Genomic DNA, 23,814 nt, shown 5'->3' on the forward strand with positions numbered 1-23,814 from the left:
CGCGGGCGGCACCCGACCCCGGTCCTTCCCCTACCCAAGGAGTGGCGTCATGGCGAGCACCCTCGCCCCCACCGCGCCCCGACGGCGTGCGCCGTCGGCCCTCATCCCCAAGACGAGCCGGCGCAGCTACTGGATCTACCTGGTGCCCGGGCTGGCCCTGCTCACGATGGTGATCATCGTGCCGCTGGTCTGGAACGTGTACCTGACCTTCACCTCCTACCGAGGGATCCGGCCGCCCGAGTGGATCGGCCTGGAGAACTGGGCACGGCTCTTCGCCGACGAGACGTTCTGGACCTCGTTCCGGAACTCGATCGCGATGATCGGCGCCATGGTGGTGCTGCCCACCCTGGTGGGTCTGGTGCTCGCCGCCCTGCTCTTCGACCTGGTCGGCAAGAAGTTCGGCGGCAAGATGGCCAGCTTCCTCCGCGCGACGTACTACCTGCCGCAGATCCTGCCCTCGGTCATCGCGGCCATCGTGATCGGCTGGATCCTGCGCCCGCAGAACGGGGCGCTCAACTCGATCCTCGACGGGGTCGGGCTCGGCGCCCTCCAGAACAACTGGCTGGGCGACCCGGACACGGCGCTGCTCAGCATCATGGCGGTGCTGGTGTGGATCCAGATCGGCTACCCCGTGGTCATCTTCATGGCGGCCCTGCAACGCGTGGACCCCGCGCTCTACGAGGCGGCCGAGCTCGACGGCGCCAACTGGTACCAGCGCTTCCAGGCCATCACGGTCGGGATGATCCGCCCGGAGATCTTCGTGGTGGTCCTCACCTGCACCATCGCAGCGCTCAAGGTCTTCGGCCCGGTGTACGCGCTGACGGGCGGCGGGCCCGGGACCTCGACCATCGTCCCGGCCTACTACGCCTACAGCCAGTTCTTCCAGGCCCAGCAGGTGGGCTACGGCGCCACCATCGCCACCGCCCTGACCGCGGTGATCGCCGTCGTCGCCGTCATCTTCATCCTGGTGCAGACGCGCCTCGAGCGACGAGAGGAGGTCGGCTGATGGCCACCGAGCCGATCGTCACCGGCCACGGGGCGAGCACCCCCGACCAGGACCAGGGAACACCCGCGCGCCGCCCGCCGAGCGCCAACCGCACGCACCGGTCCGCAGGCGACTGGGCGGTCCTGGGCGTCGCGGTCCTCATCGGGCTGTTCATTGCCTTCCCGTTCTTCCTCATCGTCATCAACTCGTTCAAGTCGCCCGCGGAGTACAGCACCGGCGGTCCGCTGGCCCTGCCGACGGGCCTCTACACCGACGGCCTGGTCGCCTTCTGGGAACGCGTGAACTTCCCCGAGAAGGTGTGGAACAGCGTGTTCATCTCAGGCATGGTGGCCGTCCTGGCGGTGCTCATCTCGATGTTCAACGCCTTCGCGCTGGGCATCGGTCGCGTCAAGGGGCGGCTGTGGATCGTGGTGCTGATCCTGCTCGCGAACATGCTCCCGCAGGAGGTGCTCCTGTACCCGCTCTACTTCATGTTCCGCGAGGTGGGCCTGTACGACAACGTCTGGGCCGTCATCATCATCTTCACGGTCATCCAGAGCGCCTTCGGCACCTACCTGCTCGCCTCGGTGTACAGCACCTTCCCCAAGGAGCTGCTCGAGGCCGCCTCGATCGACGGTGCCGGGCGGTGGCGGATCCTGTGGCGGGTCGTCTACCCGATCTCGCGGCCCACCCTCTCGGTGCTGCTCATCTTCTTCTTCATCTGGACGTGGAACGAGTTCCTCATCCCGCTGACCTTCCTGGTCTCCAACGCCAACCAGACGGTGCCCGTGGCCATCACGGCGCTGCAGGGCGACCGGATCATGGACGTCACCACGACCAGCGGCTCGGCCCTGCTCGGGCTCATCCCCACCCTCATCTTCTTCCTCATCTTCCAGCGCACCCTCACCCGGGGCATCACGGCAGGAGCGGTCAAGTCATGAAGTTCACCGACGGGTTCTGGCACACGCGTCCCGGCGTCGACGCCCAGTACGCGACGCAGGCCTACGACATCGACGCCCGCCACGACCGAGACGGCGACCAGCTCGTGGTCCACGCCCCCACCCGCGTGATCCAGCGCCGGGGCGACACCCTCAACCGGGCCTTGCTCACCGTGACCCTCTCGAGCCCGCTCGACGGCGTGGTCCGGGTGCGGATCGAGCACCACCGCGGCACCAGGCACGACGACGGGTTCGACCTGGTGGGCGCCGAGGCCGGGCACGGCACGGCCCAGGCCGACGCCCAGGGCGGGGTGCTGCGCACGGGCCCCCTCACGGCGCGGATCAGCGCGGGTGCACCGTGGAACCTCACCTTCGAGGACGCCGAGCGCGTGCTGACCCGCTCGGGGCACAAGTCCGTGGGCTACATGACCCTGGACCCGGACGCCCCGGTGCCGAGCGAGCCCGCGGGCATCGCGGGCGTCACCAGCACCGGCCTGGCGGCAGCACGCACCTACGTGCACAACCAGCTGTCCCTGGGTGTCGGCGAGCTGGTCTACGGGCTGGGCGAGCGGTTCGGTCCCTTCGTCAAGAACGGGCAGACGGTCGACGTCTGGAACGCCGACGGGGGCACCTCCTCCGAGCTCGCCTACAAGAACGTGCCGTTCTACCTGACCAACCGCGGGTACGGGGTCCTGGTCAACCACCCGGAGCACGTCTCCTTCGAGGTCGGCAGCGAGGTGGTCGAGCAGGTCCAGTTCTCGGTGCCCGGCGAGGCCCTCGAGTACCTGGTGATCTACGGCCCCACCCCCGAGCAGGTCCTCGAGCGCTACACGCGCCTGGTGGGCCGGCCGGCACGGGTGCCCGCGTGGTCCTACGGGCTCTGGCTCTCGACGAGCTTCACCACCGACTACGACGAGGCCACGGTCAACCAGTTCATCGACGGCATGGTCGAGCGGGACCTGCCGTTCAGCGTCTTCCACTTCGACTGCTTCTGGATGCGTGAGTTCGACTGGACGAGCTTCGTGTGGGACCCCCGCACCTTCCCCGACCCCGAGGGGATGCTCGACCGGCTGCACGCGCGGGGCCTGCGGACGAGCGCGTGGATCAACCCGTACATCGCGCAGCGCTCCGCCGTCTTCGACGAGGCGGCGGAGGCCGGTTACCTGGTCCGGCGGGCCGACGGCAGCATCTGGCAGTGGGACCTGTGGCAGGCCGGGATGGGGCTGGTCGACTTCACCAACCCGGAGGCGCGCACGTGGTTCCAGGGCAAGATCCGCAACCTGCTCGACCAGGGCGTCGACGCGATCAAGACCGACTTCGGCGAGCGGGTGCCGGTGGACGTCCTCTGGCACGACGGCTCCGACCCGTACCGGATGCACAACTGGTACGCCCAGCTGTACAACCAGGCGGTCTTCGAGGTGCTCGAGGAGGTGCGTGGCGAGGGTGAGGCCGTGCTGTTCGCCCGGTCGGCCACCACCGGGGGCCAGCGCATGCCCGTGCACTGGGGCGGAGACAGCTCCTCGACCTTCGAGTCGATGGCCGAGTCCTTGCGCGGCGGGCTCTCGATGTCGATGAGCGGCTTCGGGTTCTGGAGCCACGACATCGGCGGCTTCGAGGGCGACCCGGACCCGACCGTCTTCACGCGCTGGGTGGCCTTCGGGCTGCTCTCCTCCCACTCGCGGCTGCACGGCTCGCAGAGCTACCGGGTGCCGTGGCTCTTCGACCGCGGGGACGAGGCCCCCGGCACCAGCGCCGTGGAGGTCACCCGTCGGTTCGCCCACCTCAAGATGGAGCTCATGCCGTACCTCTACCAGGCCGGGCTCACGGCCCATGAGGTGGGTCTGCCGGTGATGCGACCCATGCAGCTGGCCTTCCCGGACGACCCCGCCGTCGCCCACCTGGACCGCCAGTACATGCTCGGCCCAGACCTTCTGGTCGCCCCGGTCCTCTCGATGACCGGTGAGGTCGAGTACTACCTGCCCGCCGGCCGCTGGACCAACCTCCTGACCGGGGAGGCGACGGACGGCGGTACCTGGCGGCGTGAGAACCACGAGCTCGACTCGCTCCCGCTGTGGGTCCGCGAGGGTGCCGTGCTGGTCACCTCCCCCGGGGCCGACCGCCCCGACCGGGACCACGCCGACGGCGCGCTGGTCACCGTCTACCCCGGGACCACCGACGCTGAGGCGGCCGTCACCGACCCCCTGACCGGGGCCGTCACGCGGTTCACCGTGCTCCGCACGCAGGAGGGGGTGACGGTGACGGCCGAGCCGACGGCCGCACGCTTCACCGCCCGCGTCGCGGGTCGACCGCCGGTCGAGGCCGAGGGGGGTACCGCCGTCCTGCGCAGCTGACTCCCGAGGCGGTCACCCGGGGGCGACGGCGGCCCGCACGTTCCGTGCGTGCTCGCCGAACCCCCGGGTGTCCTGCTCGTGGTGGCCCGCAGCGGCGAACGCGTCCTCGAGCAGCCCGAGCTGGCGTACGAGGTCGACCCGCAGCTCCGGGTCGCGCGACCGGACGCCCACCCTCTCGACGAGCTCGAGGGTGTGGTGCATGACCGACGGCGCACCGGCGGCGTACCAGCGCATGCTGTCGAGCACCCCGCGCACCAGGCCCGTCGTGCCGGGAGCAGGGGCGTGCACACGGAGGGTGCCGTCCTGGTCGAACCGCTGGGCGGAGGGCTGCTGACGAGCAGCGAGCATCGCCAGCCCTGCCGAGAGGTCGTCCAGGGCGTTGATCGCCGTGTACGGGTCGTTGGTGCCCGGGGAGAGGGCCCGCACCGCCATCTCGGTGAGCTGCTGGACGGCGAACTCGACGTCCTGGTGAGGGGTGCGCTCGTCGGTCACCACGATCGTGGCCTGCGCGGCGCGGACGAGCCGCTCGTCCACTGCGCCGACGGGGTGGAGCCTGGCGATCGTCGTGTCGGGCAGCACGTACCGCCCCGGCCGCACCTCGAGCCGCACGACGAGGTCATGACGTACCGCGAGGCGGAGCAGCTTCTCCTCGGCGACGGACTGCACGTAGCCCGGTCGGCCGGCTGGCACGGGTGTCCCCCCGGTCGGGACCGGAAGGGCCTGCGCCGTCGCGTCCCGCGCCGGCGTCAGGGTGGCGTCGTCGCGGTCGTGGCCCACCTCGGAGGGGTAGAGCCGCTCGACCGTGTCGCACAGCTCCTCACGGACCCCGCGCGCCAGGGTCGCGACCTGCACCGAGTCGCTGATGTGGTGGATGAAGTAGACGAGGACCGCGACGTTGGCGACCGCGAGCAGCACCGCGGCGTTGACGGCGAGGTGCGGGACGAAGACGTCGGCCTCCTGCTCACCGGTGTCGCCCAGCACCCGGATCGACCGCAGCACGAGGAGGCTGTAGAGGAAGGTCGCGACGAACACGCCGAGCACCGTCTGGTTCCCGCGATCGGCCATGAAGTTGCGGACCAGACGCGGCCCGTAGCTCGAGGAGGTCAGGGCCAGGACCGCCATCGTGATCGAGAAGGTCGTGCCTGCCACGGCGAGGCTCGACGTCGCGATCGCGCCGAGCAGATCGCGGCTGCCACTCTCCCCCACGCTGTACAGCAGGTCGCCGAGCGGCCCCCGGACGCGCGCGTCCCCACGGCGCTCGTCGAGGGTGGTCAACCCCTCGGCCAGTCCTGCGGCGAGGACGCACAGCAGCGCGGGGATGAACCAGAACCGCTCGCTGACACGCCGGAGGCCGCTCACAGGCCTGACCATGCCAGGGCGGGGGGGGGGGGGGGGGGGGGGGGGGGCCCCCCCCCCCCGCCGCAGCACTCAGGCGCGCCGCAGGCTCGCACCGTCGGTCGCGATGACCTCGGCGTACCAGTCGAAGGACTTCTTCTTGTACCGCTCGAGGGTGCCCGCACCCTCGTCGTCGCGGTCGACGTAGATGAAGCCGTACCGCTTGCTCAGCTGCGCGGTGCTCGCGCTGACCAGGTCGATGCAGCCCCACGTCGTGTAGCCCATGACGTCGACGCCGTCGGCGATGGCCTCCCCCACCTGGACCAGGTGGTCGTTGAGGTAGGCGATCCGGTAGTCGTCGACCACGGTCCTGACGCCGTCGACCTCGACCAGCTCGTCCTTGGCGCCCAGGCCGTTCTCGACGATGAACAGCGGCTTCTGCCACCGGTCCCAGAACTGGTTGAGCACCACGCGCAGGCCCACGGGGTCGATCTGCCACCCCCACTCCGAGGCCTGCAGGTGCGGGTTGGGCACACCGCCGAAGATGTTGCCCTGGCCGACCACGCGCTTGGCGGGGTCCGCGGTCTCGCAGATGCTGACGTAGTAGCTGAAGGAGACGAAGTCCACCGTGTGCTCCTTGAGGAGCGCACGGTCCTCGTCGGTGATCTGCAGCTCGACCCCGGCCTCGCGCAGGCGGCGCAGGTAGTACCCGGGGTACTCGCCGCGCACGTGGATGTCGCCGAAGGCCAGGTTCGTGCGGTCCGTGGTGAGCGCAGCCATGACGTCGTCGGGGTCCGGGCTCAGGGGGTAGGCGGGCATCGCGAGGATCATGCAGCCGACCTGAGCCTGCGGGGCCACCTCGCGGGCGACCTTGGTCGCCAGGGCGCTGGCCACCAGCTCGTGGTGCACCGCCTGGTAGAGGTCCGAGGCGGAGAGCTGGTCCTTCGGGGTGCTGATCCCGCCGGACATGAACGGGGCGTGCAGCACCGAGTTGATCTCGTTGAAGGTGAGCCAGTACGTCACGCGGTGCCCGTAGCGGGAGAACAGCACCCGGGCGTAGCGCTCGTAGAAGCCGATGAGGTCCCGGTTGACCCAGCCGTCGTACTGCTCGGCCAGGTGCAGCGGGGTCTCGTAGTGGGAGATCGTCACGAGGGGCTCGATGCCGTGCTTCTCGCACTCGTCGAGCACACGGTCGTAGAAGGCGAGGCCCTCCTCGTTGGGCTCGGCCTCGTCACCCCGGGGGAAGATGCGGCTCCACGCGATCGAGAACCGGAAGGTGCGGAACCCCATCTCGGCGAACAGCGCGATGTCCTGCGCGTAGCGGTGGTAGAAGTCGATCGCCACCTGCTTGAGGTTGTCGGCGGTGGGCCCCTCGGCACGGGGGGTCATGATGCCCTGGGGCATCACGTCCTGGATCGACAGCCCCTTGCCGCCCTCGGCGTAGGCGCCCTCGATCTGGTTGGCGGCGGTGGCCCCGCCCCACAGGAAGCCCTCGGGGAACGGGGCGACGGTGCTGCTCATGGCTGCTCTCTCCTCTGGACGGCCGTGCCGCGCCAGACAAGCAAAAAGACCCAGGCCGCCCGACCGCCGCGAGGCACGCGACGAGGTCGCAGCCCGCTGGGTCTGGGAGCCTGGGTCTCGCCCGCGGCGACGCGGTCACGATCCCGGTGCTCGGAACCAGGACGCCCGGACGACGTCCCTGATCGCACGATAGCAGCGCGACCAGACCCCACCCTCTCGGTGGCGCGTCGAGGGCGTGGGGGCGCCCGCGGGACGATCGGCCCACGCACCCGGGCGCCCCGTCGGGTGAGGATGGCCTGATGATGCGCCGCCCCGTCCTCGCCGCCGCAGCCCTGGCCCTCGTCCTGGCCGGCTGCTCCTCGGCCGCCCCCGAGACCACGCCGGCCCCGGAGACGGACGCCGCGGGCCAGGCCCTCCTCGAACGGCACGGCCTGGAGGGCATGGACACCCGCGAGGTGATCGACCACCTGGACCGCCTCGGCGGCGAGGACCGCCCGAGCACGCTGATGGCCTCGGTCCGTGCCGACGAGCTCCTCCTCACCGAGGGCGAGGAGGAGCTCAGCCTCGAGATGCCCGCCGAGGAGCTGTACGTGGCGGTGGCCCCCTACGTCGACCAGACCCACGACTGCGCCTTCCACAGCCTGACCACGTGCCAGGGCGAGCTGGCCGAGCGGGAGGTCGAGGTGACCATCCTCGACGACTCCGGCGCGGTGCTGGTCGAGGAGACCACCACCACCTACGCGAACGGGTTCGTCGGGTACTGGCTGCCGCGCGACGTCGAGGGGACGATCGAGATGACCGTCGACGGGCAGCGCGGCGAGGTCCCCTTCACCACCGCCGACGACGGGCTGACCTGCCTCACCACGCTCCAGATGACCTGAGGCTCCCGGCCCACCGCGCCCCGGGGCTCAGGCGCGTCGCCGCAGCGCCATGGCGGCGGCCCCTGTCGCGACCAGGCACCACACCACGAGCACCAGCAGGGACCGCCCCGAGATCGTGAAGGCGTCCTGGGCGAGCCCGGCCCGGACCAGCTGGGCCATCGGCTCGATCGGTGCCCACTCGTGCACCTGCTGCAGCCAGGTGGGCATCCGCTCGGCCGGGTAGCTGACCGGGGAGAAGAGCAGGACGACGAACACGAGCATCTGCGTGACGAGGCTGGCCAGCGGCGGGGGCAGCACCGAGGCCAGGGCGTACCCGACCGCGGCCGCGGTCATCGACACCAGCAGGGTCGCCGGCACCAGCCACGGCGCGATCGAGAGCTCGATGTCGAAGCGGGCGGCCCCGACCAGCACACCGAGCACCATCCCCGGCAGCGCCAGCACGGTCCACACCAGGAGGTCCGAGGCGAGGAACAGGCCGCGCGGGACGGGCAGGGTGCGCATCCAGTCCAGGCTGCCCTCGGTCTTGGACTGGGCCAGGAGCTGGGGGGTCATGACCAGACCCACGGTGATGAGCGTGATCGTCGGGGCGCCGGTCGCGAGGTAGAGCGCCACCTCGGGCGGCGGGTCACCGACCAGGAGGCCGTAGCCCACCACCGTGGCGACGGCGATGAACACCTGCACGACGACGAGCAGGGGCAGGAAGGTGGACTGGCGCCGGAACTGCCACTGGGCCAGGAGCAGGGTCTGCCGGACGGCGGTCATGCGGCCACCTCCTCGGCCGGTGCGTCGCGTCGCTCGTCCTCGACGAGCTCGACGTACACGTCCTCGAGCGAGGCCGGGACCAACGAGTAGCGCTCGATCGCGCCCTGGTGGACCTGCCGCTGGGCCCAGCGCACGACCTCGGCGGCGTCCTCCGCCGGGACGCTCCCCGACTCGCGCAACCTGCTGCTGCCCCGGGCGACGACGCCGTCGGGCCAGGTCACCGTCGCCCCAGGCAGCAGGTCGAGCTCGACCGTGAGGGTCCCCTGCCGGGAGGCCGTCAGCCCCGCGGGGGTGCCCGCGGCCAGGACCACGCCGTGGTCGAGGACGGCGAGACGGTCGACCACGCGCTCGGCCTCCCGCACGTTGTGGGTGACCAGCAGCACCCCGGCGCCCTCGTCGGCCAGTCGTCGGATCTGCTGCCACAGCAGACGACGGCGGACGGGGTCGACGTCGTTGGTGGGCTCGTCGAGGACGACGAGGCGGCCGGGCTGGACCACCGTCATCGCGAAGGCCGTCAGGCGCGCGATCCCGCCCGAGACCTTCTCCGCCCGCGTGTCCGCCCAGGGACCGAGGTCGAGGGCCTCGATGAGCTCGCCCGCCCTGGTCCGCACGGCCGAGCGCTCACCGCCGCGGAGACGTCCGACCAGCTCGATGGCCAGGCGCGGGGTGAGCCCGGTGATCGGCACGTTGGCCTGGGCCTGGATCGAGGCCCTGGCCCGGGCCTGCCCCGGACGGGCCACGGCGTCGATCCCGTCCAGGACGATCGTGCCCTCGTCAGGCAGGACCAGCCCGACGACCTGGTTGACGAGGGTCGTCTTGCCGGCCCCGTTGTGCCCCAGGAGGCCGACCACCTGACCGGCCCGCACGTCGAGGTCGATCCCGTCGTTCGCCTGCACGCCCCGGCGGCCGCGGTAGCGCTTGCGCAACCCCCGGACCGTGAGCACCTCGTCCTGACCCATCGTCCCCTCCTCCACTGTCATACCGTTCGGTATGTTCACGAAGGTAGCAGAGACCGTCCGGCAGATACCAGGCCGTTCAGAGGTGAGATACCAACCGGTACAGCACCGGGTTAGGGTGGGGGCATGGCACGCGAGCGCGAGGACGAGGACACCCCCCACGAGGACTCGATCGGGGCCGCGACCCGCGCCCTGGCGGAGGCGACCGCAGCTCTCACCCGCCTGATCGGCAAGCAGGTCTCGAGCGCCGTCCCCGAGGTCAGCGAGACCGTCGCCGCCAGCCTGCGCGAGGCCTCGCGCGGCCTGGCCGACGCCTCCGAGAAGGTCGAGCGCAGCGCCGGCGGCCGTCGGACGCAGGGGCGACGTCAGGACAAGGTCGACCGCACCCGCGCCGAGCTGCTCGCCGCCGCCGCGAGGGTCTTCGCCGCCCACGGGTACGAGGGGGCCTCCGTCGGAGACATCGCCGCCGAGGCCGGGTTCACCAAGGGCGCCCTGTACGCACACTTTGGGTCCAAGAGCGAGGTGTTCCTGGCCCTCGCCCGCGAGTCGCTCCTGGTCGGGCACGAGGCGAAGGACGAGGACCACGAGATCCCCGGCGTCACGGCCGAGGGGATCGACCAGGACGCGGTCGCAGGGTGGCTGCGGGACGCCCAGCAGAACCCCCACCTGCTGCTCATGCTCGAGTTCGTCGGCTACGGCATCCGCCACCCCGAGGCCCGGGCCGAGCTCGGCGCCGTGCAGGAGCAGGGCCTGCAGCACTTCGCCGAGCAGGTCGCCGCGCTGCGAGCCGCTCGACGCGGGGTCACCGCCGACGAGCCGACCGTGGAGGACCGTGACACCGCCCTCGCCGTCGTCTCGGTCGCCAACATGGCCGCGCTGCTGGGACTGCTGACCGACTCGCCGCACACCTCCCCCGAGGCCGGCGCCCGGGCGATCGCGCGGATCCTCGAGAGCTGACGACCACCCCGCTCGTGCGCCCGCGCCCTCTCAGGGCGTGATCCGGGAGCCCACCACCTCGGCCAGCACACCGGCATCACCCTCGACGACCACCCGCGGGTCGTCGACGGGGAGCCGCTTCCACAGGAGCAGGGCGAGGGCCTCGGCCGGACCACGTACCCGCACCTCCGGACCGGCGGGCCCGGGATCACCGAGCACCCACCGACCTGCGGCGCCGTCGGCCTCGAGCCGCACCGCGACCCGCAGCGGCAGCATGCGCCCGAGGCGCACCTGCCGGGGCTGCAGGACCGTGACCACCTCGTCCACGGCGTCGGCCCACACGGCGGTCGGGGCATCGGTCGCGAGACCTCCCGCGGTCCGCACGTCCCACAGGTGCACCAGTGTCTCGAGGGCCTGGCGCCGGAACCAGAAGCTCGCGGGCCCCGGACCGTCCAGCGTCGACCCCACGGCCTCAGGCCCGAGCCTGGTCAGGGTCTCGTGCAGCTCCCGGGCGTGCAGCGCGTAGAACGGAGCCAGCTCGAAGGGCCCCCTGCCCAGCGGGACCTCACGGGTCCGCGCCGCCTGGGCCGCCGCCCAGTGATGCACCCGGGCGAGATGCACCACGACGTGCCGGACCCGCCACCGGCCGCACCACGGCACGCGCGCCTCGGGGTCGACCTCCTCGATCGACCCGAGGAACGCGCTCTGCAGCCGGGCGAGCAGCGCGAGGTGGTCGAGCTGTGCCCTGGGGAGCGCGGTCATGGGGCCCATCGTGGACCGCCTGCCCGCCCCGGACCAGCCCCTGTTCTCTGGAATCGATCCACAGTGTTCACGGCGCGAGGACCCGGCTAAGGTAAGGCAATGCTTACCCGGACAGAGGCCGCGCGCACCGAGGCTGCGGCCGCCACCCCCGAGTACCCGAGCTACCGGCCCTACGCGGCCACCGTGCGGCGGGTGCTGAGGCTGAGCCCGCACTTCCTCCGGGTGACCTTCGCGAGCGAGGACTTCGCCGTGTTCGGCACCGCGGGCCTCGACCAGCGCGTCAAGCTCGTGCTGCCCTTCCCCGACGGCTCGCTGTGCGACGTGGGAGCCCTGGACGAGCAGGCGATCCTCGAAGGCACCTGGTACACGCAGTGGCGCGCCCTCCCCGAGGAGCAGCGCAACCCGTTCCGCACCTACACCGTCCGCTCGATCCGCCCCTCCCGCGGCGAGCTCGACGTCGACATGGTCCTCCACGAGCCCTCGGCAGGACACCCGGAGGGCCCGGCCTCGGCCTGGCTCCGCCGCGCCCAGGTCGGGGACGAGGTCGTCGTCGTCGGACCGGACTCGCGGGCCGCCGACCCGACGGTGGGGCTCGACTGGCGCCCTGGCCAGGCCCGGCACCTGCTCCTCGCCGGGGACGAGACCGCGGCCCCCGCGATCTGCTCGATCGTGGAGTCCCTCCCCGAGGGCGTGACCGCGCAGGCCTTCATCGAGGTGCCCACCGGCTCGGACATCCTCAACGTCTACCCGCGCGGTCGGTCGCAGGTCTCCTGGCTCGCGAGGGACGCCGGCTGCGAGACGGCCGAGGGCTTCGAGGCCACGGCCCCGCACGGGCTGCTGCTCCACCAGGCCGTCGCGACGTGGCTGCCACGGCACACCGCCGAGTACGCGAGCGTCGTCCGCTCGACCCCGGACGAGCTCGACGACGTCGACGTCGACACCCAGCTGCTGTGGGACTCGCCCGTCGACCCGACCACCGGTGACTTCTACGCGTGGATCGCGGGTGAGGCCCAGACGGTCAAGACCCTGCGCCGGCACCTCGTCCGCGAGGTGGGTGTGGCACGGACCAACGTCGCCTTCATGGGGTACTGGCGCGCCGGACGTCCCGAAGGCCAGTGAACGCCGCACCCACCCTCGACCTCGAGCCCCGCCCACCCCGGACCAGGAGCCGACGGCCCCCGCGTCGGCGGGCCCTGCTCGGGGCTCTGCTCCTGCTGCTGCTCCTGCTCGCCGCCGTGGCCGTGAGCCTTGCCGTGGGGGCCCGCACCATCAGCCCCGGGGCCGTGCTCGCGGCGCTCCTCGACCCCGCGGGGGGCTCGAGCCCGGACACCGCGACCGTCGTCGTCCACGAGCTGCGCATCCCGCGCACCGTCATCGGTCTCCTTGCCGGCCTGGCCCTCGGCATGGCCGGGGTCGTGATGCAGGGCGTCACGCGCAACCCGGTGGCCGACCCGGGGCTGCTGGGCGTCAACGCCGGGGCCGCCTTCGCGGTCGTGCTCGGGATCAGCCTGGTCGGGATCACCGCTCCCCTGGGCCTCGCCGCCTTCGCCCTGCTGGGCTCCCTCGCCGCCGCGGTCCTCATCGGGACGATCGCGAGCTCGGCCCGGGCCGGGTCCTCCCCCGCCGTCCTCGTCGTCGCCGGGGCGGCCGTCACCGCCGGGCTCACCTCGCTGACCACCCTGGTCCTGCTGGGCGACCCCGCGGCCCTGGACCGGTACCGGTTCTGGACCGTCGGCTCCCTCACCGGCCGCGACGTGGAGATGGCCACGACCCTCGCCCCGCTGCTCGTCCTCGGGGTGCTCACCGCCCTGGGCCTCTCCCGCGCCCTCGACGCCCTGGCCCTCGGGGACGACGTGGCGCGCGGCCTGGGCTTCAGGCTCCTGCCGACCCGTGGTGCGGCCATGGCCGCCATCGTGCTGCTCTGCGCGACGGCGACCGCCCTGGCCGGGCCGCTCGTCTTCGTCGGGCTCCTCGGCGCCCACGGGGCCCGGGCCGTGGTCGGCGGGGCGCACCTGCGCCTCCTGCCCGTGGCCGGGGTGCTCGGCGCGACCCTCGTGCTGCTGGCCGACACCCTCGGTCGCGTCGTCGCGCCGCCCGGCGAGCTCGAGGCCGGCATCGTGATCGCCGCCGTGGGCGCCCCGCTGCTCATCGCGCTGATCCGCTCCCGTCGGGCGGCCGGGCTGTGACCGCCACCGCGCCGACCCTGCCGACCCCCGCCCCCCAGGACCCGACCCCCCGGGTGCGCGAGGAGCTCGTCGCGCTGCGGCGTCGCATCGCCAGGCGCGCGACCCTCGTTGCCCTCGTCCTGGTCCTGGTGCTGCTGGGCCTCAGCCTGACGGCCCTCACGGTGGGCTCGGCCACGGTCGGCCCTCTCGAGGTGATCGGGGCCCTCACGGGGGCCGAGGGGACGACGAGCTTCGTCGTGCTCGGTCTGCGGCTGCCCCGCCTCGCGCTGGGCCTGGTGGTGGGGGCGGCCCTCGGCCTGGCCGGGGCCCTGCTGCAGGCCGTCGTGCGCAACCCCCTGGCGAGCCCCGACATCGTCGGCCTGACGGGCGGGGCCAGCGCGGCCGCGGTGCTCGCCATCGCCGCCGGGGCGACCGGGGCCGCGGTCGACTCCGCCGCCCTGCTCGGCGCGCTCGTCGCCGCGACGCTGGTCTTCGTGCTCAGCGGCCGCGGTGTGACGGGCACCCGGTTCGTCGTGATCGGGGTGGCCGTCGCCTTCCTCGCCAACGGGTTCCTGGGCTATGCCCTGACGCGCGCGAGCCTGACCGGGGCACGCAGCGCCTTCTTCTGGCTGGTGGGCAGCGTCGGGTCCGCCCCCTGGGGCGACGTCCTGCGCGTCGGCGCCACGCTGACCGTCGTGGCCCTCGTGCTGCTCCTCGCACGACGGCGGCTCTCCGCCCTGGCCCTCGACGACGACACCGCGCGAGCCCTCGGTGCGCACCCTGTCGCGACCCGGGTCGTGGCCATCCTGCTCTCGAGCGTCCTCGCCGCGGTCGCGGTCGCGGTCGCCGGTCCCATCGCCTTCGTGGCCTTCGTCTCCGGCCCGATCGCGCGCCGGCTGCGCGGCAGCGGACCCGCCCTGGCGACGGCCACCCTGGTGGGTGCGACCGTCGTGGTGGCCGCGGACCTCGTCGGTCAGCACCTCGTGCCCGGGACCCTCCAGCCCCCCGTGGGACTGATCACCGGTGCCCTGGGTGCCCCCTTCCTCATCTGGCTGCTCGTCCGTGGCGAGCGACGCAAGGAGTCCCCCGCATGAGCCCCGAGCCCTCCGCCCCGACGCCAGGCCCCGTGCTCGAGGCCCACGGGCTGAGCCTGGGCTACGGCCGCGCGCCCATCGTCCACGAGGTCGACCTCCGCGTGCGGCCCGGGGCGCTCACCGTCCTGGTGGGGGCCAACGCGAGCGGGAAGTCGACCCTGGTCCGCGGCCTCGCGCGACTGCTGAACCCGCAGGCCGGCTCGGTCACCCTCGACGGCGAGAACCTCAGCCGGCTGCCGAGCCGTGAGGTCGCCCGCACCATCGGCGTGCTGCCGCAGACCCCCGTCGCCCCCGACGGGATCCGCGTCGGCGACCTCGTCGCGCACGGGCGCTACCCGCACCAGTCCTTCTTCCGCGGCCACCGCAGCGACGACGACGAGGTCGTCGCTGCTGCCCTCGAGGCCACGGATGCCGGATCCCTGGTCGACCGTCGCGTCGACGAGCTCAGCGGAGGGCAGCGGCAACGGGTGTGGATCGCGATGGCCCTGGCCCAGCAGCCCGAGATCCTGCTCCTCGACGAGCCCACCAGCGCCCTCGACGTCGCGCACCAGGTCGAGGTGCTCGAGGTGCTGCGCGGCGAGGTCTCCCGTGGCCGGACGGTCGTCCTGGTGATCCATGACCTGACCCTGGCCGCCCGGTACGCCGACGACCTCGTCGTCATGGCCGGTGGACGCATCGTCGCGCGCGGGGAGCCTGTGACGACCCTGACCGAGGAGGTCGTCGAGCATGCCTTCGGTGTGCGCGCCCGCCTGCTCGAGGACCCGGACACCGGCCGTCCCGTGGTCCTCCCCCGGTCGTCCCGTCAGCCGACCGACGCCCGTGGCGCGCAGAGTAGAACTTAGGCTAGCCTCACCTTGGCACGCCGCACCGTCGCGGTCTCGACCGCGCACCAGCGCCTCGCGGCCCTCCGCCGGCGCCACCACCCGGGCGTGCCCGAACACCTCATCCCCAGGAGCATCACGTGACCTCTGCCCGTCGCCGCACGACCGTCGGCGTCTTCGCCCTCGCCTCAGTCCTCGCCCTCGCGGCGTGCTCGGGCTCCGCCGACGAGGTCGAGGAGACCCCCTCGGACGACGGCGCCGCCGAGACCGACGGGGCCTTCCCCGTCACCATCGACCACGCCTTCGGCGAGACGGTCATCCCCGAGCAGCCCGAGCGCGTCGTCGCGTGGGGCTGGGGTGCGGCCGACGCCGCGATCGCGCTGGGCGTGACGCCCGTGGCGATCCCGTTCCAGGCCTACGGCGGCGACGACGAGGGCGTCCTGCCCTGGATCCGCGAGGCGGTCGAGGCCGAGGGTGAGGAGATCCCCGTGGTCCTGCCGGACACCGGTGAGGACATCCCGTTCGAGGAGATCGTCGAGGCCGCGCCGGACGTGATCCTGGCGCACTACTCCGGGATCACCGAGGAGCAGTACGCGACCCTGAGCGACATCGCCCCCGTCGTGGCCTACCCGGGCGACCCGTGGTCCACCCCCTGGCGCGAGGTCGTGACCATCGCCGGGACGGCCCTCGGCCTGGACGCCGAGGCCCAGGAGGTCCTCGACGGCATCGACGCCGAGATCGCCACGGCCCGCGAGGAGCACCCCGAGTTCGAGGGCCTGTCCCTCGCCGCCGTGTGGGACACCGCAGGCACCTTCTACGTCTACGCCGACGAGGACCCGCGCGTGGAGTTCATGCTCGACATGGGCTTCGTCAACGCCGAGGCCGTGGACACCCTCGACACCGACGAGTCCCCGTTCTACTTCACGCTGAGCTACGAGCGCCTCGACGAGCTCGAGAGCGACGTGCTCGTGGTCTACGCCACGACCGAGGAGGAGCTCGCGAGCTTCGTCGACGCCCCGCACGCGCAGGTGATGCCGCAGGTCGAGCAGGACGCCGTCGCACCCCTCGTCGGTGCGGAGTTCATCGCCTCGGTCTCCCCGCCCACCGCCCTCTCGCTGCCCTGGGGCCTGGACGAGGTCGTCGAGGAGCTCGCCGTGGCCGCAGCGAACGCGGGCTGAGCAGGGCCACGGCCGCCCGGCGGTCCTGACCGGTCCCGGCCCTCGGTAAGGTCTCCCTTCGTGACCATGCGCCCCGTGACCACGGGCCCCGAGGGCCCCGACCGGTCCGCCGCCAGCCCGGTGGTGACCCTCCTCGCCGGTGGTGTCGGCGGGGCGAAGCTCGCCCACGGCTTCGCCCCGCTGACCCCCGACCTCACGGTGGTGGTCAACACCGCCGACGACGTCGAGCTGCACGGGCTGGCGATCAGCCCCGACCTCGACACCGTGATGTACACCCTCGCGGGGATCGCGAACACGCAGGCCGGCTGGGGGCTGGCCGACGAGACCTACGCGACCCTCGAGGCCCTCGGGCGTCTCGGCGAGGACACCTGGTTCACCCTCGGCGACCGGGACCTCGCGACCCACATCGCACGCACCGCCCGGCTGCGCGCGGGGGCCCGGCTCAGCGACATCACCCGCGCTCTGAGCAGCTCCCTAGGCGTCGGGCCGGCCCTGCTGCCGATGACCGACGAGCGGGTGGCCACCCTCGTCGACACCGCCGCCGGACGGCTCGCCTTCCAGGACTACTTCGTCGCCCGCGGCCACCGTGACGAGGTGCTCGGCATCGTGCTCGAGGGCATCGAGCACGCGCGCCCCGCCCCGGGCGTGATCCCCGCGCTGAGCGACGCCGACCTCGTCGTCCTCGCCCCCTCGAACCCCTTCGTCAGCATCGGGCCGATCCTCGCGGTGCCCGGCATCCGCACGGCCCTGGCCCAGACCCGGGCTCGGCGGATCGGCGTCAGCCCTGTGGTGGGCGGCCGGGCCATCAAGGGACCGGCCGCGGCCATGCTCGCGAGCCTGGGTCACGAGGTCTCCCCGCTCGGCGTGGCCCGGCTCTACACCGACGTGCTCGACGTGCTGTGCATCGACCACGCGGACCGTGCCCTGGCCCCGGCGATCGAGGACCTCGGCCTCGAGGTCCTCGTGACCGACGCCGTCATGCACGACGAGGCCGACCGGCCCCGGTTCGCCCAGGAGCTGCTCGTCGCCGCCGACCTCGCATGACCGTCCGAGCCACCGAGAGCGCGGCCACCGAGGCCCTCGAGGCCACCGGCACGGCCGACCAGGTCGTCACGGCCCTCGTGCCCCTCCGGGGCGGGCCGGCGGGCAAGTCCCGGCTCGGTGTCGCCCTCGGTCCGGACCACCGCGGACGGCTCGTCGCTCATCTGGCGCGCCACGTGGTCGACACCCTCGGAGCCACCCCCGGGGTCGGTCGGGTGGTGGTCGTCACGCCCGACCCGGAGGCGGCAGCCCGCGACCTCGAGGGGACCGCGACCACTGTCGAGGTGGTCAGGCAGCCGACCACGGTGCACGGGCTCAACCCCGCCCTCGACCACGCGAGGGGCACGCTCGCCGGGCCCTCGCGGCTCCTCGTCGTCCACGCCGACCTGCCGGGCCTGACCGTCGAGGACGTCCGAGCCCTGCTGGGCCTCAGCTCCCCCGTGGTCGTGGCCACCGACCGGGCCGGGCTGGGCACCAACGCCCTGCTCCTGGCCGGGGCCGGCCGCGCGCTCGAGCTGGGCTTCGGGGCCGGCAGCCGACGGCGCCACGAGGCGGCGGCCGCGCGGCGAGGTCTCGAGGCCACCGTGGTGCGGCGCCCCGGCACAGGGGCCGATCTCGACACCCCGGCCGACTGGGCAGCGCTGCCCCTCGCCGTCCGCGACCAGGTCGAGGCTCAGGTCCCCGGGACCCGGTCCGCTCTCGAGGGTCCCGCCCCCCACTGACCGCGGTGGACGACCTCGGCCACGGGTCGGCGCGGTCGACGTCGCGGCGACCCGCCGGCCTGCTCGTCACGGGCCGGGTGGCCCAGGGTCACCGCTCCTACGGGGACGTGCGTGCCGGGGACGGCGAACTCCCGACGGAAGGCATCGACCTGCTCCGCGGGGATCCCGAAGAAGCAGGCCCCCAGCCCCGCGTCGACGGCCGACTGGAGGATCAGGAGCGCCGCCATGCCGGTGTCGACGTGCCAGTAGGGCACCGGCCAGGCCCGACCGGACTTGTCCGGCTCGGCATAGCGCTGCCGGTAGGCCGACTCGTCGGACAACGGGACCACCACCACCGGAGCCGCACTCATGCCGCGCAGCCACCGGCTGGGCGACCTCGCCGGCGGGGCCGGGTCGGCCGGGCGGGGAGTGGTCGCCCGCCAGAAGCGTGCGACGTCCTCCGGGGTGTCCAGGACGAGGAACCCCCACCCCTGGCTGAACCCGGCGCTCGGGGCGCGCAGGGCGTTGGCCACCACGCGGTCGAGCACCACCGGGTCGACCGGCTCCGGCGCGTAGGACCGGACCATGCGCCGACGACGGACGACCTCCTGGAACTCCATGGGGTGATCCTGCCGTGCCCCGAGGTCCGGTGCCTCGATCCTCCCGAGCCGACCTGGGTACGGCCCCGGCACGGGTCCCGCGACGTCCTGGTGTGCGGACACCGGCATGATGGCCTCGTGCCCGAGCCCAGCCACCGCGTCGCCGAGGAGGCTCGTGCGCTGGCGGACCAGCGGTGCCGCGCCGCAGGGATCGCCGTCCGACCGCTCGACTCCGCGCGCGAGGTCGGGCTCGCGGTCGAGGTGCTCCGCGGCATCTGGGGGACCCCCGACGCCCTCGCGGCCCCCGCGATGCGAGCCCTCGAGCACGCCGGGAGCTACGTCATGGGCGTCTACTCGACCGCTGACGGCGAGCTGATCGGCGCGAGCGCCGCCTTCTTCGCCGAGCCGGACGCCCGGCGCCTGCACTCCCACGCGACCGGGGTGCGCGCGGGGCGCCGGGGGGCCGGCGTGGGCACGGCCCTCAAGCTGGACCAGCGCGCCTGGGCCCTCGAGCGGGGCCTGCGGTCGATCAGCTGGACCTTCGACCCCCTCGTCGCCCGCAACGCGCACCTCAACCTGGCCCGGCTCGGTGCACGGGTCACGGAGTACCTCGCGGACTTCTACGGGTCCATGGGGGACGAGATCAACCGGGGGGACGCGACCGACCGGCTGCACGTCGAGTGGGAGGTCGCACGACCCTGGCCGCCCGCCCCGCCCCCGGTCGAGGCGCGCGACGCCCCGGTCGCCCTCGCCTCCTCCACGGACGGGCGGCCGACGCCGACCGAGGTGGCCGAGGACGCCCCGTGGGTACGGATCGCGGTGCCTGGCGACGTCGAGTCGATGCGGGCGAGCGACCCGGACCTGGCAGGGTGGTGGCGCACCGCGGTGCGGGACGCACTGCAGGCACGGCTCGAGACCGGCCACGAGATCCTCGGCTTCGCGGCCGCCTCGGGCCACTACCTGCTGGGAGGCCCCCGATGACGTCCGTGACACCCCGTGGCTTCGAGACCCGCGTGCTGCGCATCCCGCTCGTGGCCCCCTTCGAGACGTCGTTCGGCCGGCAGGACGAGCGTGAGGTCATCCTCGTCCGGGCCGTGACGGCCGGGGCGGAGGGCTGGGGCGAGTGCGTGACCATGCCGATGCCGCTGTACTCCTCGGAGCACACCGAGGGGGCCTGGGACGTGCTGCACCGCTTCCTGTACCCCGCCCTCCTCGGCGTCGGGCCGGTCAACCCGCGGCACGTCGCGGCCCGGGTCGAGCACATCGTCGGGCACCGGATGACGAAGGCCGCGGTCGAGCTCGCCCTGCTCGACGCCTCGCTGCGCGAACGGGACGAGTCCTTGGCCGGCTACCTGGGCGCCGACCGCACCCACGTGCCCTCCGGGGTCTCCGTCGGGATCATGCCGAGCCTCGACGACCTGCTCGCGACGGTGCAGGACTACCTCGACCAGGGTTACGCGCGGATCAAGATCAAGATCCGCCCGGGCTGGGACGTCGAGCCCACCCGGCTGCTGCGCCGCACCTTCGGCGACGACCTGCTGCTCCAGGTCGACGCCAACGCCGCCTACACGCTCTCCGACGCGCGGCTGCTGCGCCAGCTCGACGACCTGGGCCTGCTGCTCATCGAGCAGCCCCTCGCCGAGGACGACCTGGTCCAGCACGCGACCCTCGCCACCCAGCTGCAGACGCCGATCTGCCTCGACGAGTCGATCGTCTCGGCCAAGGTCGCCGCGGACGCGATCACCCTCGGGGCGACCCAGGTGATCAACGTCAAGGCGGGCCGGGTCGGGGGGTACCTCGAGGCGGTCCGGATCCACGACGTCGCGCGCGCCCACGGGGTGCCCGTGTGGTGCGGCGGGATGCTCGAGACCGGCATCGGACGAGCAGCCAACGCGGCCCTCGCCGCGCTGCCGGGGTTCACGCTGCCGGGGGACATCTCGGCCTCCGACCGCTTCTACGCCCAGGACGTCACGGACCCGTTCGTGCTGGACGAGGGCAGGATCGCCGTGCCGACAGGGCCCGGCCTGGGGGTCGACGTGAACCCCGAGCGGCTCGAGGCCGTGACGGTCCGGCGCTCCTGGACCCCGGCAGCCGGTCACGAGGCCGACCCCGTGCCCACCGCGTGACCAGCCCCTACCTCGCCGCGGCCCAGCGCAGGTTCGACGAGCTCCTCGCCGAGGTCCTGCGCCTCGTCGACCACGAGTCCCCGTCCCACGAGCCAGCGGCGGTGGCCCGGTCGGCAGAGCTCGTGGCCGAGGTGGGCACACGGCTCCTCGGCCGCGCCCCGGCGACCCTGAACCGGGAGGGCGGCCACCATCTGCTGTGGCGCCTCGGCTCCGGGCCACGCCGGGTGCTGCTGCTCGGTCATCACGACACGGTCTGGCCGCTGGGCACCCTCGAGCGGCTCCCCACCTCGGTGACCGACGGCGTGCTGCGCGGACCGGGCTGCCTGGACATGAAGACGGGGGTGGTCCAGGCGCTGATGGCCTGCGGGCTCGTCGGCGTCGCGCTCGGGCCCCAGGCCCTGGACGGGGTGACCATCCTCGTCACGAGCGACGAGGAGACCGGTTCAGCCACCTCCCGCGCGGTGATCGAGGCCGAGGCCCAGGGCTGCGCCGCGGTCCTGGTGCTCGAGGCCGCGGGTCCCGGCGGCGCGCTCAAGACGGCCCGCAAGGGCGTCTCGCTCTACCGGGTGGAGGTCACCGGCCTCGCGGCCCACGCCGGGCTCGAGCCCGAGAAGGGGGTCAACGCCGGGGTCGAGCTCGCCCGGCAGATCCCCCGGATCGCGGCCCTCAGCGACCACGCCCTGGGCACCACCGTGACCCCGACCAGCGGGAGCATCGGCACGGCGACCAACACCGTCCCCGCGCACGCCCGCGTGGCGGTGGACGTGCGCGCGGTGACCGCGGTCGAGCAGCAGCGCGTCCACCGTGAGATCCGGGCCCTCGGGCCGCGGACCCCCGGGGCCCGGGTCACCGTGACAGGCGGGATCAACCGCCCGCCCATGGAGGAGGCGACCTCGCGGGAGCTGCTCGCGACGGCCCAGCGGGTGGCCCGCGAGCTGGGGGCCCGTCCGGTCGCGGGTGTCGCGGTCGGTGGCGCCTCGGACGGCAACATCACCGCCGGGCTGGGGATCCCGACCCTCGACGGGCTCGGCGCGGTCGGCGACGGCGCGCACGCCGACCACGAGCACGTCGACCTGTCCTACGTGGCCGAGCGCACTGCGCTCCTCGCGGGCCTGATCGAGAACCTGACCGGCTAGCGTCGGGGCATGGCCATCGTCGTGCGCTCGGCCGTGGGGCGCTTCGAGGACTTCAGCACGGTCGTCGGCACGCGCAGCCCCGGTGCCAAGGGCTGCTGGTGCATGAGCTACCGCGACTCCCGCGTCCCTGCCCTCGAGCGACCCGACCACATGCGCGAGGAGTGCAGCGCCGACCCGGGCCCCGGGGTCCTCGCCTACGTGGACGAGGAGGTCGCCGGCTGGTGCTCGGTGGCCCCTCGGTCGACGTACCGGCGCCTGACGAGGTCGCGCACCATCCCGTACCTCGACGAGCGTGACGCGTGGAGCGTGGTGTGCTTCGTGGTCCGTCCCCCGTTCCGGCGGCGGGGGCTCATGCACGACCTCCTCGCCGGCGCCGTCGACCACGCCGCCTCGCACGGGGCCGAGGTCGTCGAGGGCTACCCGGCCGAGACCGGGGGCACCCGGATCGACCAGATCTCGGGGTACGTGGGCACCGTCGAGCTGTTCGAGGCCGCCGGCTTCCACCGTGCCTCGCCGACCACCGCCCACTCCGGCCACCGGCCGCGCTGGCTCATGCGCCGGGAGCTGCAGGAGCCGCGCCCGCCTGCTCGTGCGCCCAGGTGAACGGACCTGCGGGCAGGCGGGCGGTCGGCGCGGCCTGATCAGCCCTTGGCGGCGTCCTTGAGGGCCTGGCCCGCCGTGACCCGGGCGACGTACCCGGCCGGGATCTCGAGGGGCTCGCCGGTGCGCGGGTTGCGTCCGGTCCGGGCGGCACGCTCGGCACGCTCGACGCCGAGCAGCCCGGTGATGCGCACGGCCTCCCCGGCCTTGAGGGCGTCGACGAGCACGGCCTGGAGGCTCGCGAGCGCGGCGTCGGCCTGCGCCTTGCTGAGTCCGCTGCGCTCGGCGATCTGGGCGACGACGTCGGTACGGGTGAGGCTCACGGGTGCTCCTGGGGTCATGGGTCGATCTGGACGAGCCCACGCCGGACGGCGCGGACGAGACGACGGGGCACGTTCACGGTGCGTCCGTCGACGGTCACGGGGACGAGCTCGACGGGTGTCGCCGTCCACTGAGCGCGCCGCGATCGAGTGCGGCTGCGCGACATCTTGCGCTTGGGGACGGCCATCAGCCCTGCCTGCCCTTCCACCGGGGGTTCTTCTTGTTGATCACGAAGGTGCGTCCACGACGTCGGACGACGATCGAGCCGTCCTTCTTCTTCAGCGAGGCCAGCGAGGCCCGGACCTTCACGACGCACCCTCGGTGTCGACGGTGGGCGCGGAGGCCGAGGACGCGTCGGTGCCGTACCGGCGACGGAACTTCTCGACGCGACCCGCGGTGTCGAGGACGCGGGTCCGACCGGTGTAGAACGGGTGGCTCGCGCTCGAGACGTCGACGTCGATCACCGGGTACGTCGCTCCGTCGGACCACTCGACCGTCTGGGTCGAGGTGCGGGTGGACCGCGTGAGGATCGAGAAGTCGGCCGTGACGTCGCGGAAGACGACGGGTCGGTACTCGGGGTGGATGTCCTTCTTCATGGCGTGACT

At 73.2% G+C, this 23,814-nt stretch carries 26 protein-coding genes; 16 read left to right on the forward strand and 10 right to left on the reverse strand.

The window, feature by feature from the left end; translation table 11 throughout:
• The first annotated feature begins 49 nt into the window (after window positions 1-49).
• The 3 genes from J4G33_RS08210 to yicI are packed head-to-tail and all read left to right on the forward strand — an operon-like array spanning window position 50 to window position 4,274.
• Window positions 50-1,006, forward strand: coding sequence for a carbohydrate ABC transporter permease (locus tag J4G33_RS08210; protein WP_208055447.1), 957 nt, complete (start codon window positions 50-52; stop codon window positions 1,004-1,006).
• A complete protein-coding gene (locus J4G33_RS08215; protein ID WP_208055448.1) occupies window positions 1,006-1,926 on the forward strand; it encodes a carbohydrate ABC transporter permease in 921 nt (306 codons plus the stop codon). Before J4G33_RS08210 ends, J4G33_RS08215 begins: the two co-directional genes overlap by 1 nt.
• On the forward strand, window positions 1,923-4,274 hold the full coding sequence (gene yicI, locus J4G33_RS08220; RefSeq protein WP_208055449.1) for an alpha-xylosidase: 2,352 nt from the start codon (window positions 1,923-1,925) through the stop codon (window positions 4,272-4,274). Before J4G33_RS08215 ends, yicI begins: the two co-directional genes overlap by 4 nt.
• A 12-nt stretch (window positions 4,275-4,286) precedes the next feature.
• Here yicI and J4G33_RS08225 read toward each other — a convergent pair whose 3' ends face one another.
• Together J4G33_RS08225 and J4G33_RS08230 are read right to left on the reverse strand one after the other, a co-directional pair.
• The gene (locus tag J4G33_RS08225; protein WP_208055450.1) at window positions 4,287-5,633 is read right to left on the reverse strand and encodes a DUF2254 domain-containing protein; all 1,347 of its coding nucleotides are present in this window, start codon (window positions 5,631-5,633) and stop codon (window positions 4,287-4,289) included.
• Window positions 5,634-5,702: 69 nt separating this feature from the next.
• Window positions 5,703-7,130, reverse strand: a complete 1,428-nt coding sequence (locus tag J4G33_RS08230) for a glycoside hydrolase family 1 protein (RefSeq protein ID WP_208055451.1) — start codon at window positions 7,128-7,130, stop codon at window positions 5,703-5,705.
• Between the two features lie 299 nt (window positions 7,131-7,429).
• Between J4G33_RS08230 and J4G33_RS08235 the strand changes: the two genes are divergently transcribed.
• The gene (locus J4G33_RS08235; protein WP_208055452.1) at window positions 7,430-8,011 is read left to right on the forward strand and encodes a CueP family metal-binding protein; all 582 of its coding nucleotides are present in this window, start codon (window positions 7,430-7,432) and stop codon (window positions 8,009-8,011) included.
• Window positions 8,012-8,038: 27 nt separating this feature from the next.
• On the opposite strand, the gene J4G33_RS08240 is transcribed toward J4G33_RS08235, so the two are convergent.
• Both J4G33_RS08240 and J4G33_RS08245 read right to left on the reverse strand, forming a co-directional pair.
• Window positions 8,039-8,773, reverse strand: coding sequence for an ABC transporter permease (locus tag J4G33_RS08240; RefSeq protein ID WP_208055453.1), 735 nt, complete (start codon window positions 8,771-8,773; stop codon window positions 8,039-8,041).
• Entirely contained in the window at window positions 8,770-9,732 is a 963-nt protein-coding gene (locus J4G33_RS08245; protein WP_208055454.1) for an ABC transporter ATP-binding protein, read from the reverse strand. The genes J4G33_RS08240 and J4G33_RS08245 overlap by 4 nt, the downstream gene beginning before the upstream one ends.
• Before the next feature lie 123 nt (window positions 9,733-9,855).
• Between J4G33_RS08245 and J4G33_RS08250 the strand changes: the two genes are divergently transcribed.
• Window positions 9,856-10,686, forward strand: coding sequence for a TetR/AcrR family transcriptional regulator (locus J4G33_RS08250; RefSeq protein WP_208055455.1), 831 nt, complete (start codon window positions 9,856-9,858; stop codon window positions 10,684-10,686).
• A 30-nt stretch (window positions 10,687-10,716) separates the two neighbouring features.
• On the opposite strand, the gene J4G33_RS08255 is transcribed toward J4G33_RS08250, so the two are convergent.
• The gene (locus J4G33_RS08255; RefSeq protein WP_208055456.1) at window positions 10,717-11,427 is read right to left on the reverse strand and encodes a maleylpyruvate isomerase family mycothiol-dependent enzyme; all 711 of its coding nucleotides are present in this window, start codon (window positions 11,425-11,427) and stop codon (window positions 10,717-10,719) included.
• 99 nt (window positions 11,428-11,526) lie between these two features.
• Here J4G33_RS08255 and J4G33_RS08260 point away from each other — a divergent pair, with 99 nt between their 5' ends.
• The 7 genes from J4G33_RS08260 to cofC all read left to right on the forward strand — a co-directional run bounded on the left by J4G33_RS08260 (window position 11,527) and on the right by cofC (window position 18,448).
• Window positions 11,527-12,546, forward strand: coding sequence for a siderophore-interacting protein (locus J4G33_RS08260; RefSeq protein WP_208055457.1), 1,020 nt, complete (start codon window positions 11,527-11,529; stop codon window positions 12,544-12,546).
• On the forward strand, window positions 12,543-13,613 hold the full coding sequence (locus J4G33_RS08265) for a FecCD family ABC transporter permease (protein ID WP_307793808.1): 1,071 nt from the start codon (window positions 12,543-12,545) through the stop codon (window positions 13,611-13,613). Before J4G33_RS08260 ends, J4G33_RS08265 begins: the two co-directional genes overlap by 4 nt.
• Window positions 13,610-14,686, forward strand: coding sequence for a FecCD family ABC transporter permease (locus J4G33_RS08270; protein WP_208055458.1), 1,077 nt, complete (start codon window positions 13,610-13,612; stop codon window positions 14,684-14,686). Before J4G33_RS08265 ends, J4G33_RS08270 begins: the two co-directional genes overlap by 4 nt.
• A complete protein-coding gene (locus J4G33_RS08275; RefSeq protein ID WP_208055459.1) occupies window positions 14,683-15,528 on the forward strand; it encodes an ABC transporter ATP-binding protein in 846 nt (281 codons plus the stop codon). Before J4G33_RS08270 ends, J4G33_RS08275 begins: the two co-directional genes overlap by 4 nt.
• 119 nt (window positions 15,529-15,647) lie before the next feature.
• Window positions 15,648-16,685, forward strand: a complete 1,038-nt coding sequence (locus tag J4G33_RS08280) for an ABC transporter substrate-binding protein (RefSeq protein WP_208055460.1) — start codon at window positions 15,648-15,650, stop codon at window positions 16,683-16,685.
• A gap of 66 nt (window positions 16,686-16,751) precedes the next feature.
• Window positions 16,752-17,729 carry a 2-phospho-L-lactate transferase gene (cofD, locus tag J4G33_RS08285; protein ID WP_208055637.1) on the forward strand — a complete coding sequence of 326 codons (978 nt, stop codon included), beginning with the start codon at window positions 16,752-16,754 and terminating at the stop codon, window positions 17,727-17,729.
• Window positions 17,726-18,448, forward strand: a complete 723-nt coding sequence (gene cofC / locus J4G33_RS08290) for a 2-phospho-L-lactate guanylyltransferase (protein WP_208055461.1) — start codon at window positions 17,726-17,728, stop codon at window positions 18,446-18,448. Before cofD ends, cofC begins: the two co-directional genes overlap by 4 nt.
• On the opposite strand, the gene J4G33_RS08295 is transcribed toward cofC, so the two are convergent.
• Window positions 18,400-19,047, reverse strand: a complete 648-nt coding sequence (locus J4G33_RS08295; RefSeq protein ID WP_208055462.1) for a nitroreductase family protein — start codon at window positions 19,045-19,047, stop codon at window positions 18,400-18,402. The two genes, cofC and J4G33_RS08295, sit on opposite strands and share 49 nt — an antisense overlap.
• A gap of 117 nt (window positions 19,048-19,164) precedes the next feature.
• Between J4G33_RS08295 and J4G33_RS08300 the strand changes: the two genes are divergently transcribed.
• From J4G33_RS08300 to J4G33_RS08315, 4 genes are read left to right on the forward strand one after another with little or no spacing between them, the layout of a single operon-like run.
• The gene (locus tag J4G33_RS08300; protein WP_208055463.1) at window positions 19,165-20,007 is read left to right on the forward strand and encodes a hypothetical protein; all 843 of its coding nucleotides are present in this window, start codon (window positions 19,165-19,167) and stop codon (window positions 20,005-20,007) included.
• Window positions 20,004-21,152, forward strand: coding sequence for an o-succinylbenzoate synthase (gene menC / locus J4G33_RS08305; RefSeq protein ID WP_208055464.1), 1,149 nt, complete (start codon window positions 20,004-20,006; stop codon window positions 21,150-21,152). Before J4G33_RS08300 ends, menC begins: the two co-directional genes overlap by 4 nt.
• Window positions 21,149-22,288: a M20 family metallopeptidase gene (locus J4G33_RS08310; RefSeq protein WP_208055465.1), complete on the forward strand. Its 1,140-nt coding sequence runs from the start codon at window positions 21,149-21,151 to the stop codon at window positions 22,286-22,288. The genes menC and J4G33_RS08310 overlap by 4 nt, the downstream gene beginning before the upstream one ends.
• Before the next feature lie 9 nt (window positions 22,289-22,297).
• On the forward strand, window positions 22,298-22,891 hold the full coding sequence (locus J4G33_RS08315; protein WP_208055466.1) for a GNAT family N-acetyltransferase: 594 nt from the start codon (window positions 22,298-22,300) through the stop codon (window positions 22,889-22,891).
• 38 nt (window positions 22,892-22,929) lie between these two features.
• Here J4G33_RS08315 and J4G33_RS08320 read toward each other — a convergent pair whose 3' ends face one another.
• The 4 genes from J4G33_RS08320 to J4G33_RS08335 are packed head-to-tail and all read right to left on the reverse strand — an operon-like array spanning window position 22,930 to window position 23,805.
• Window positions 22,930-23,211: an HU family DNA-binding protein gene (locus J4G33_RS08320; protein WP_208055467.1), complete on the reverse strand. Its 282-nt coding sequence runs from the start codon at window positions 23,209-23,211 to the stop codon at window positions 22,930-22,932.
• 14 nt (window positions 23,212-23,225) lie between these two features.
• Complete coding sequence (rpmF, locus tag J4G33_RS08325; RefSeq protein ID WP_208055468.1) at window positions 23,226-23,396, reverse strand: 50S ribosomal protein L32; 171 nt, start codon at window positions 23,394-23,396, stop codon at window positions 23,226-23,228.
• Entirely contained in the window at window positions 23,396-23,518 is a 123-nt protein-coding gene (gene ykgO, locus J4G33_RS08330; RefSeq protein ID WP_208055469.1) for a type B 50S ribosomal protein L36, read from the reverse strand. Before ykgO ends, rpmF begins: the two co-directional genes overlap by 1 nt.
• Window positions 23,515-23,805 carry a type B 50S ribosomal protein L31 gene (locus tag J4G33_RS08335; protein WP_208055470.1) on the reverse strand — a complete coding sequence of 97 codons (291 nt, stop codon included), beginning with the start codon at window positions 23,803-23,805 and terminating at the stop codon, window positions 23,515-23,517. The genes ykgO and J4G33_RS08335 overlap by 4 nt, the downstream gene beginning before the upstream one ends.
• Window positions 23,806-23,814 lie beyond the last annotated feature (9 nt).

Source organism: Actinotalea soli, from assembly GCF_017565425.1.
Taxonomy (GTDB): domain Bacteria; phylum Actinomycetota; class Actinomycetes; order Actinomycetales; family Cellulomonadaceae; genus Actinotalea; species Actinotalea soli.

What these genes read in the sequence shown, in the direction of transcription:
- J4G33_RS08295 (WP_208055462.1), bottom strand. Translation starts at nt 19,047, where the DNA reads ATGGAGTTCCAGGAGGTCGTCCGTCGTCGGCGCATGGTCCGGTCCTAC.
- J4G33_RS08215 (WP_208055448.1), top strand. Translation starts at nt 1,006, where the DNA reads ATGGCCACCGAGCCGATCGTCACCGGCCACGGGGCGAGCACCCCCGAC.
- J4G33_RS08235 (WP_208055452.1), top strand. Translation starts at nt 7,430, where the DNA reads ATGATGCGCCGCCCCGTCCTCGCCGCCGCAGCCCTGGCCCTCGTCCTG.
- J4G33_RS08335 (WP_208055470.1), bottom strand. Translation starts at nt 23,805, where the DNA reads ATGAAGAAGGACATCCACCCCGAGTACCGACCCGTCGTCTTCCGCGAC.
- J4G33_RS08315 (WP_208055466.1), top strand. Translation starts at nt 22,298, where the DNA reads ATGGCCATCGTCGTGCGCTCGGCCGTGGGGCGCTTCGAGGACTTCAGC.
- rpmF (WP_208055468.1), bottom strand. Translation starts at nt 23,396, where the DNA reads ATGGCCGTCCCCAAGCGCAAGATGTCGCGCAGCCGCACTCGATCGCGG.
- menC (WP_208055464.1), top strand. Translation starts at nt 20,004, where the DNA reads ATGACGTCCGTGACACCCCGTGGCTTCGAGACCCGCGTGCTGCGCATC.
- J4G33_RS08240 (WP_208055453.1), bottom strand. Translation starts at nt 8,773, where the DNA reads ATGACCGCCGTCCGGCAGACCCTGCTCCTGGCCCAGTGGCAGTTCCGG.
- cofC (WP_208055461.1), top strand. Translation starts at nt 17,726, where the DNA reads ATGACCGTCCGAGCCACCGAGAGCGCGGCCACCGAGGCCCTCGAGGCC.
- yicI (WP_208055449.1), top strand. Translation starts at nt 1,923, where the DNA reads ATGAAGTTCACCGACGGGTTCTGGCACACGCGTCCCGGCGTCGACGCC.
- J4G33_RS08255 (WP_208055456.1), bottom strand. Translation starts at nt 11,427, where the DNA reads ATGACCGCGCTCCCCAGGGCACAGCTCGACCACCTCGCGCTGCTCGCC.
- J4G33_RS08275 (WP_208055459.1), top strand. Translation starts at nt 14,683, where the DNA reads ATGAGCCCCGAGCCCTCCGCCCCGACGCCAGGCCCCGTGCTCGAGGCC.
- J4G33_RS08260 (WP_208055457.1), top strand. Translation starts at nt 11,527, where the DNA reads ATGCTTACCCGGACAGAGGCCGCGCGCACCGAGGCTGCGGCCGCCACC.
- cofD (WP_208055637.1), top strand. Translation starts at nt 16,752, where the DNA reads ATGCGCCCCGTGACCACGGGCCCCGAGGGCCCCGACCGGTCCGCCGCC.
- J4G33_RS08245 (WP_208055454.1), bottom strand. Translation starts at nt 9,732, where the DNA reads ATGGGTCAGGACGAGGTGCTCACGGTCCGGGGGTTGCGCAAGCGCTAC.
- J4G33_RS08230 (WP_208055451.1), bottom strand. Translation starts at nt 7,130, where the DNA reads ATGAGCAGCACCGTCGCCCCGTTCCCCGAGGGCTTCCTGTGGGGCGGG.
- J4G33_RS08210 (WP_208055447.1), top strand. Translation starts at nt 50, where the DNA reads ATGGCGAGCACCCTCGCCCCCACCGCGCCCCGACGGCGTGCGCCGTCG.
- J4G33_RS08250 (WP_208055455.1), top strand. Translation starts at nt 9,856, where the DNA reads ATGGCACGCGAGCGCGAGGACGAGGACACCCCCCACGAGGACTCGATC.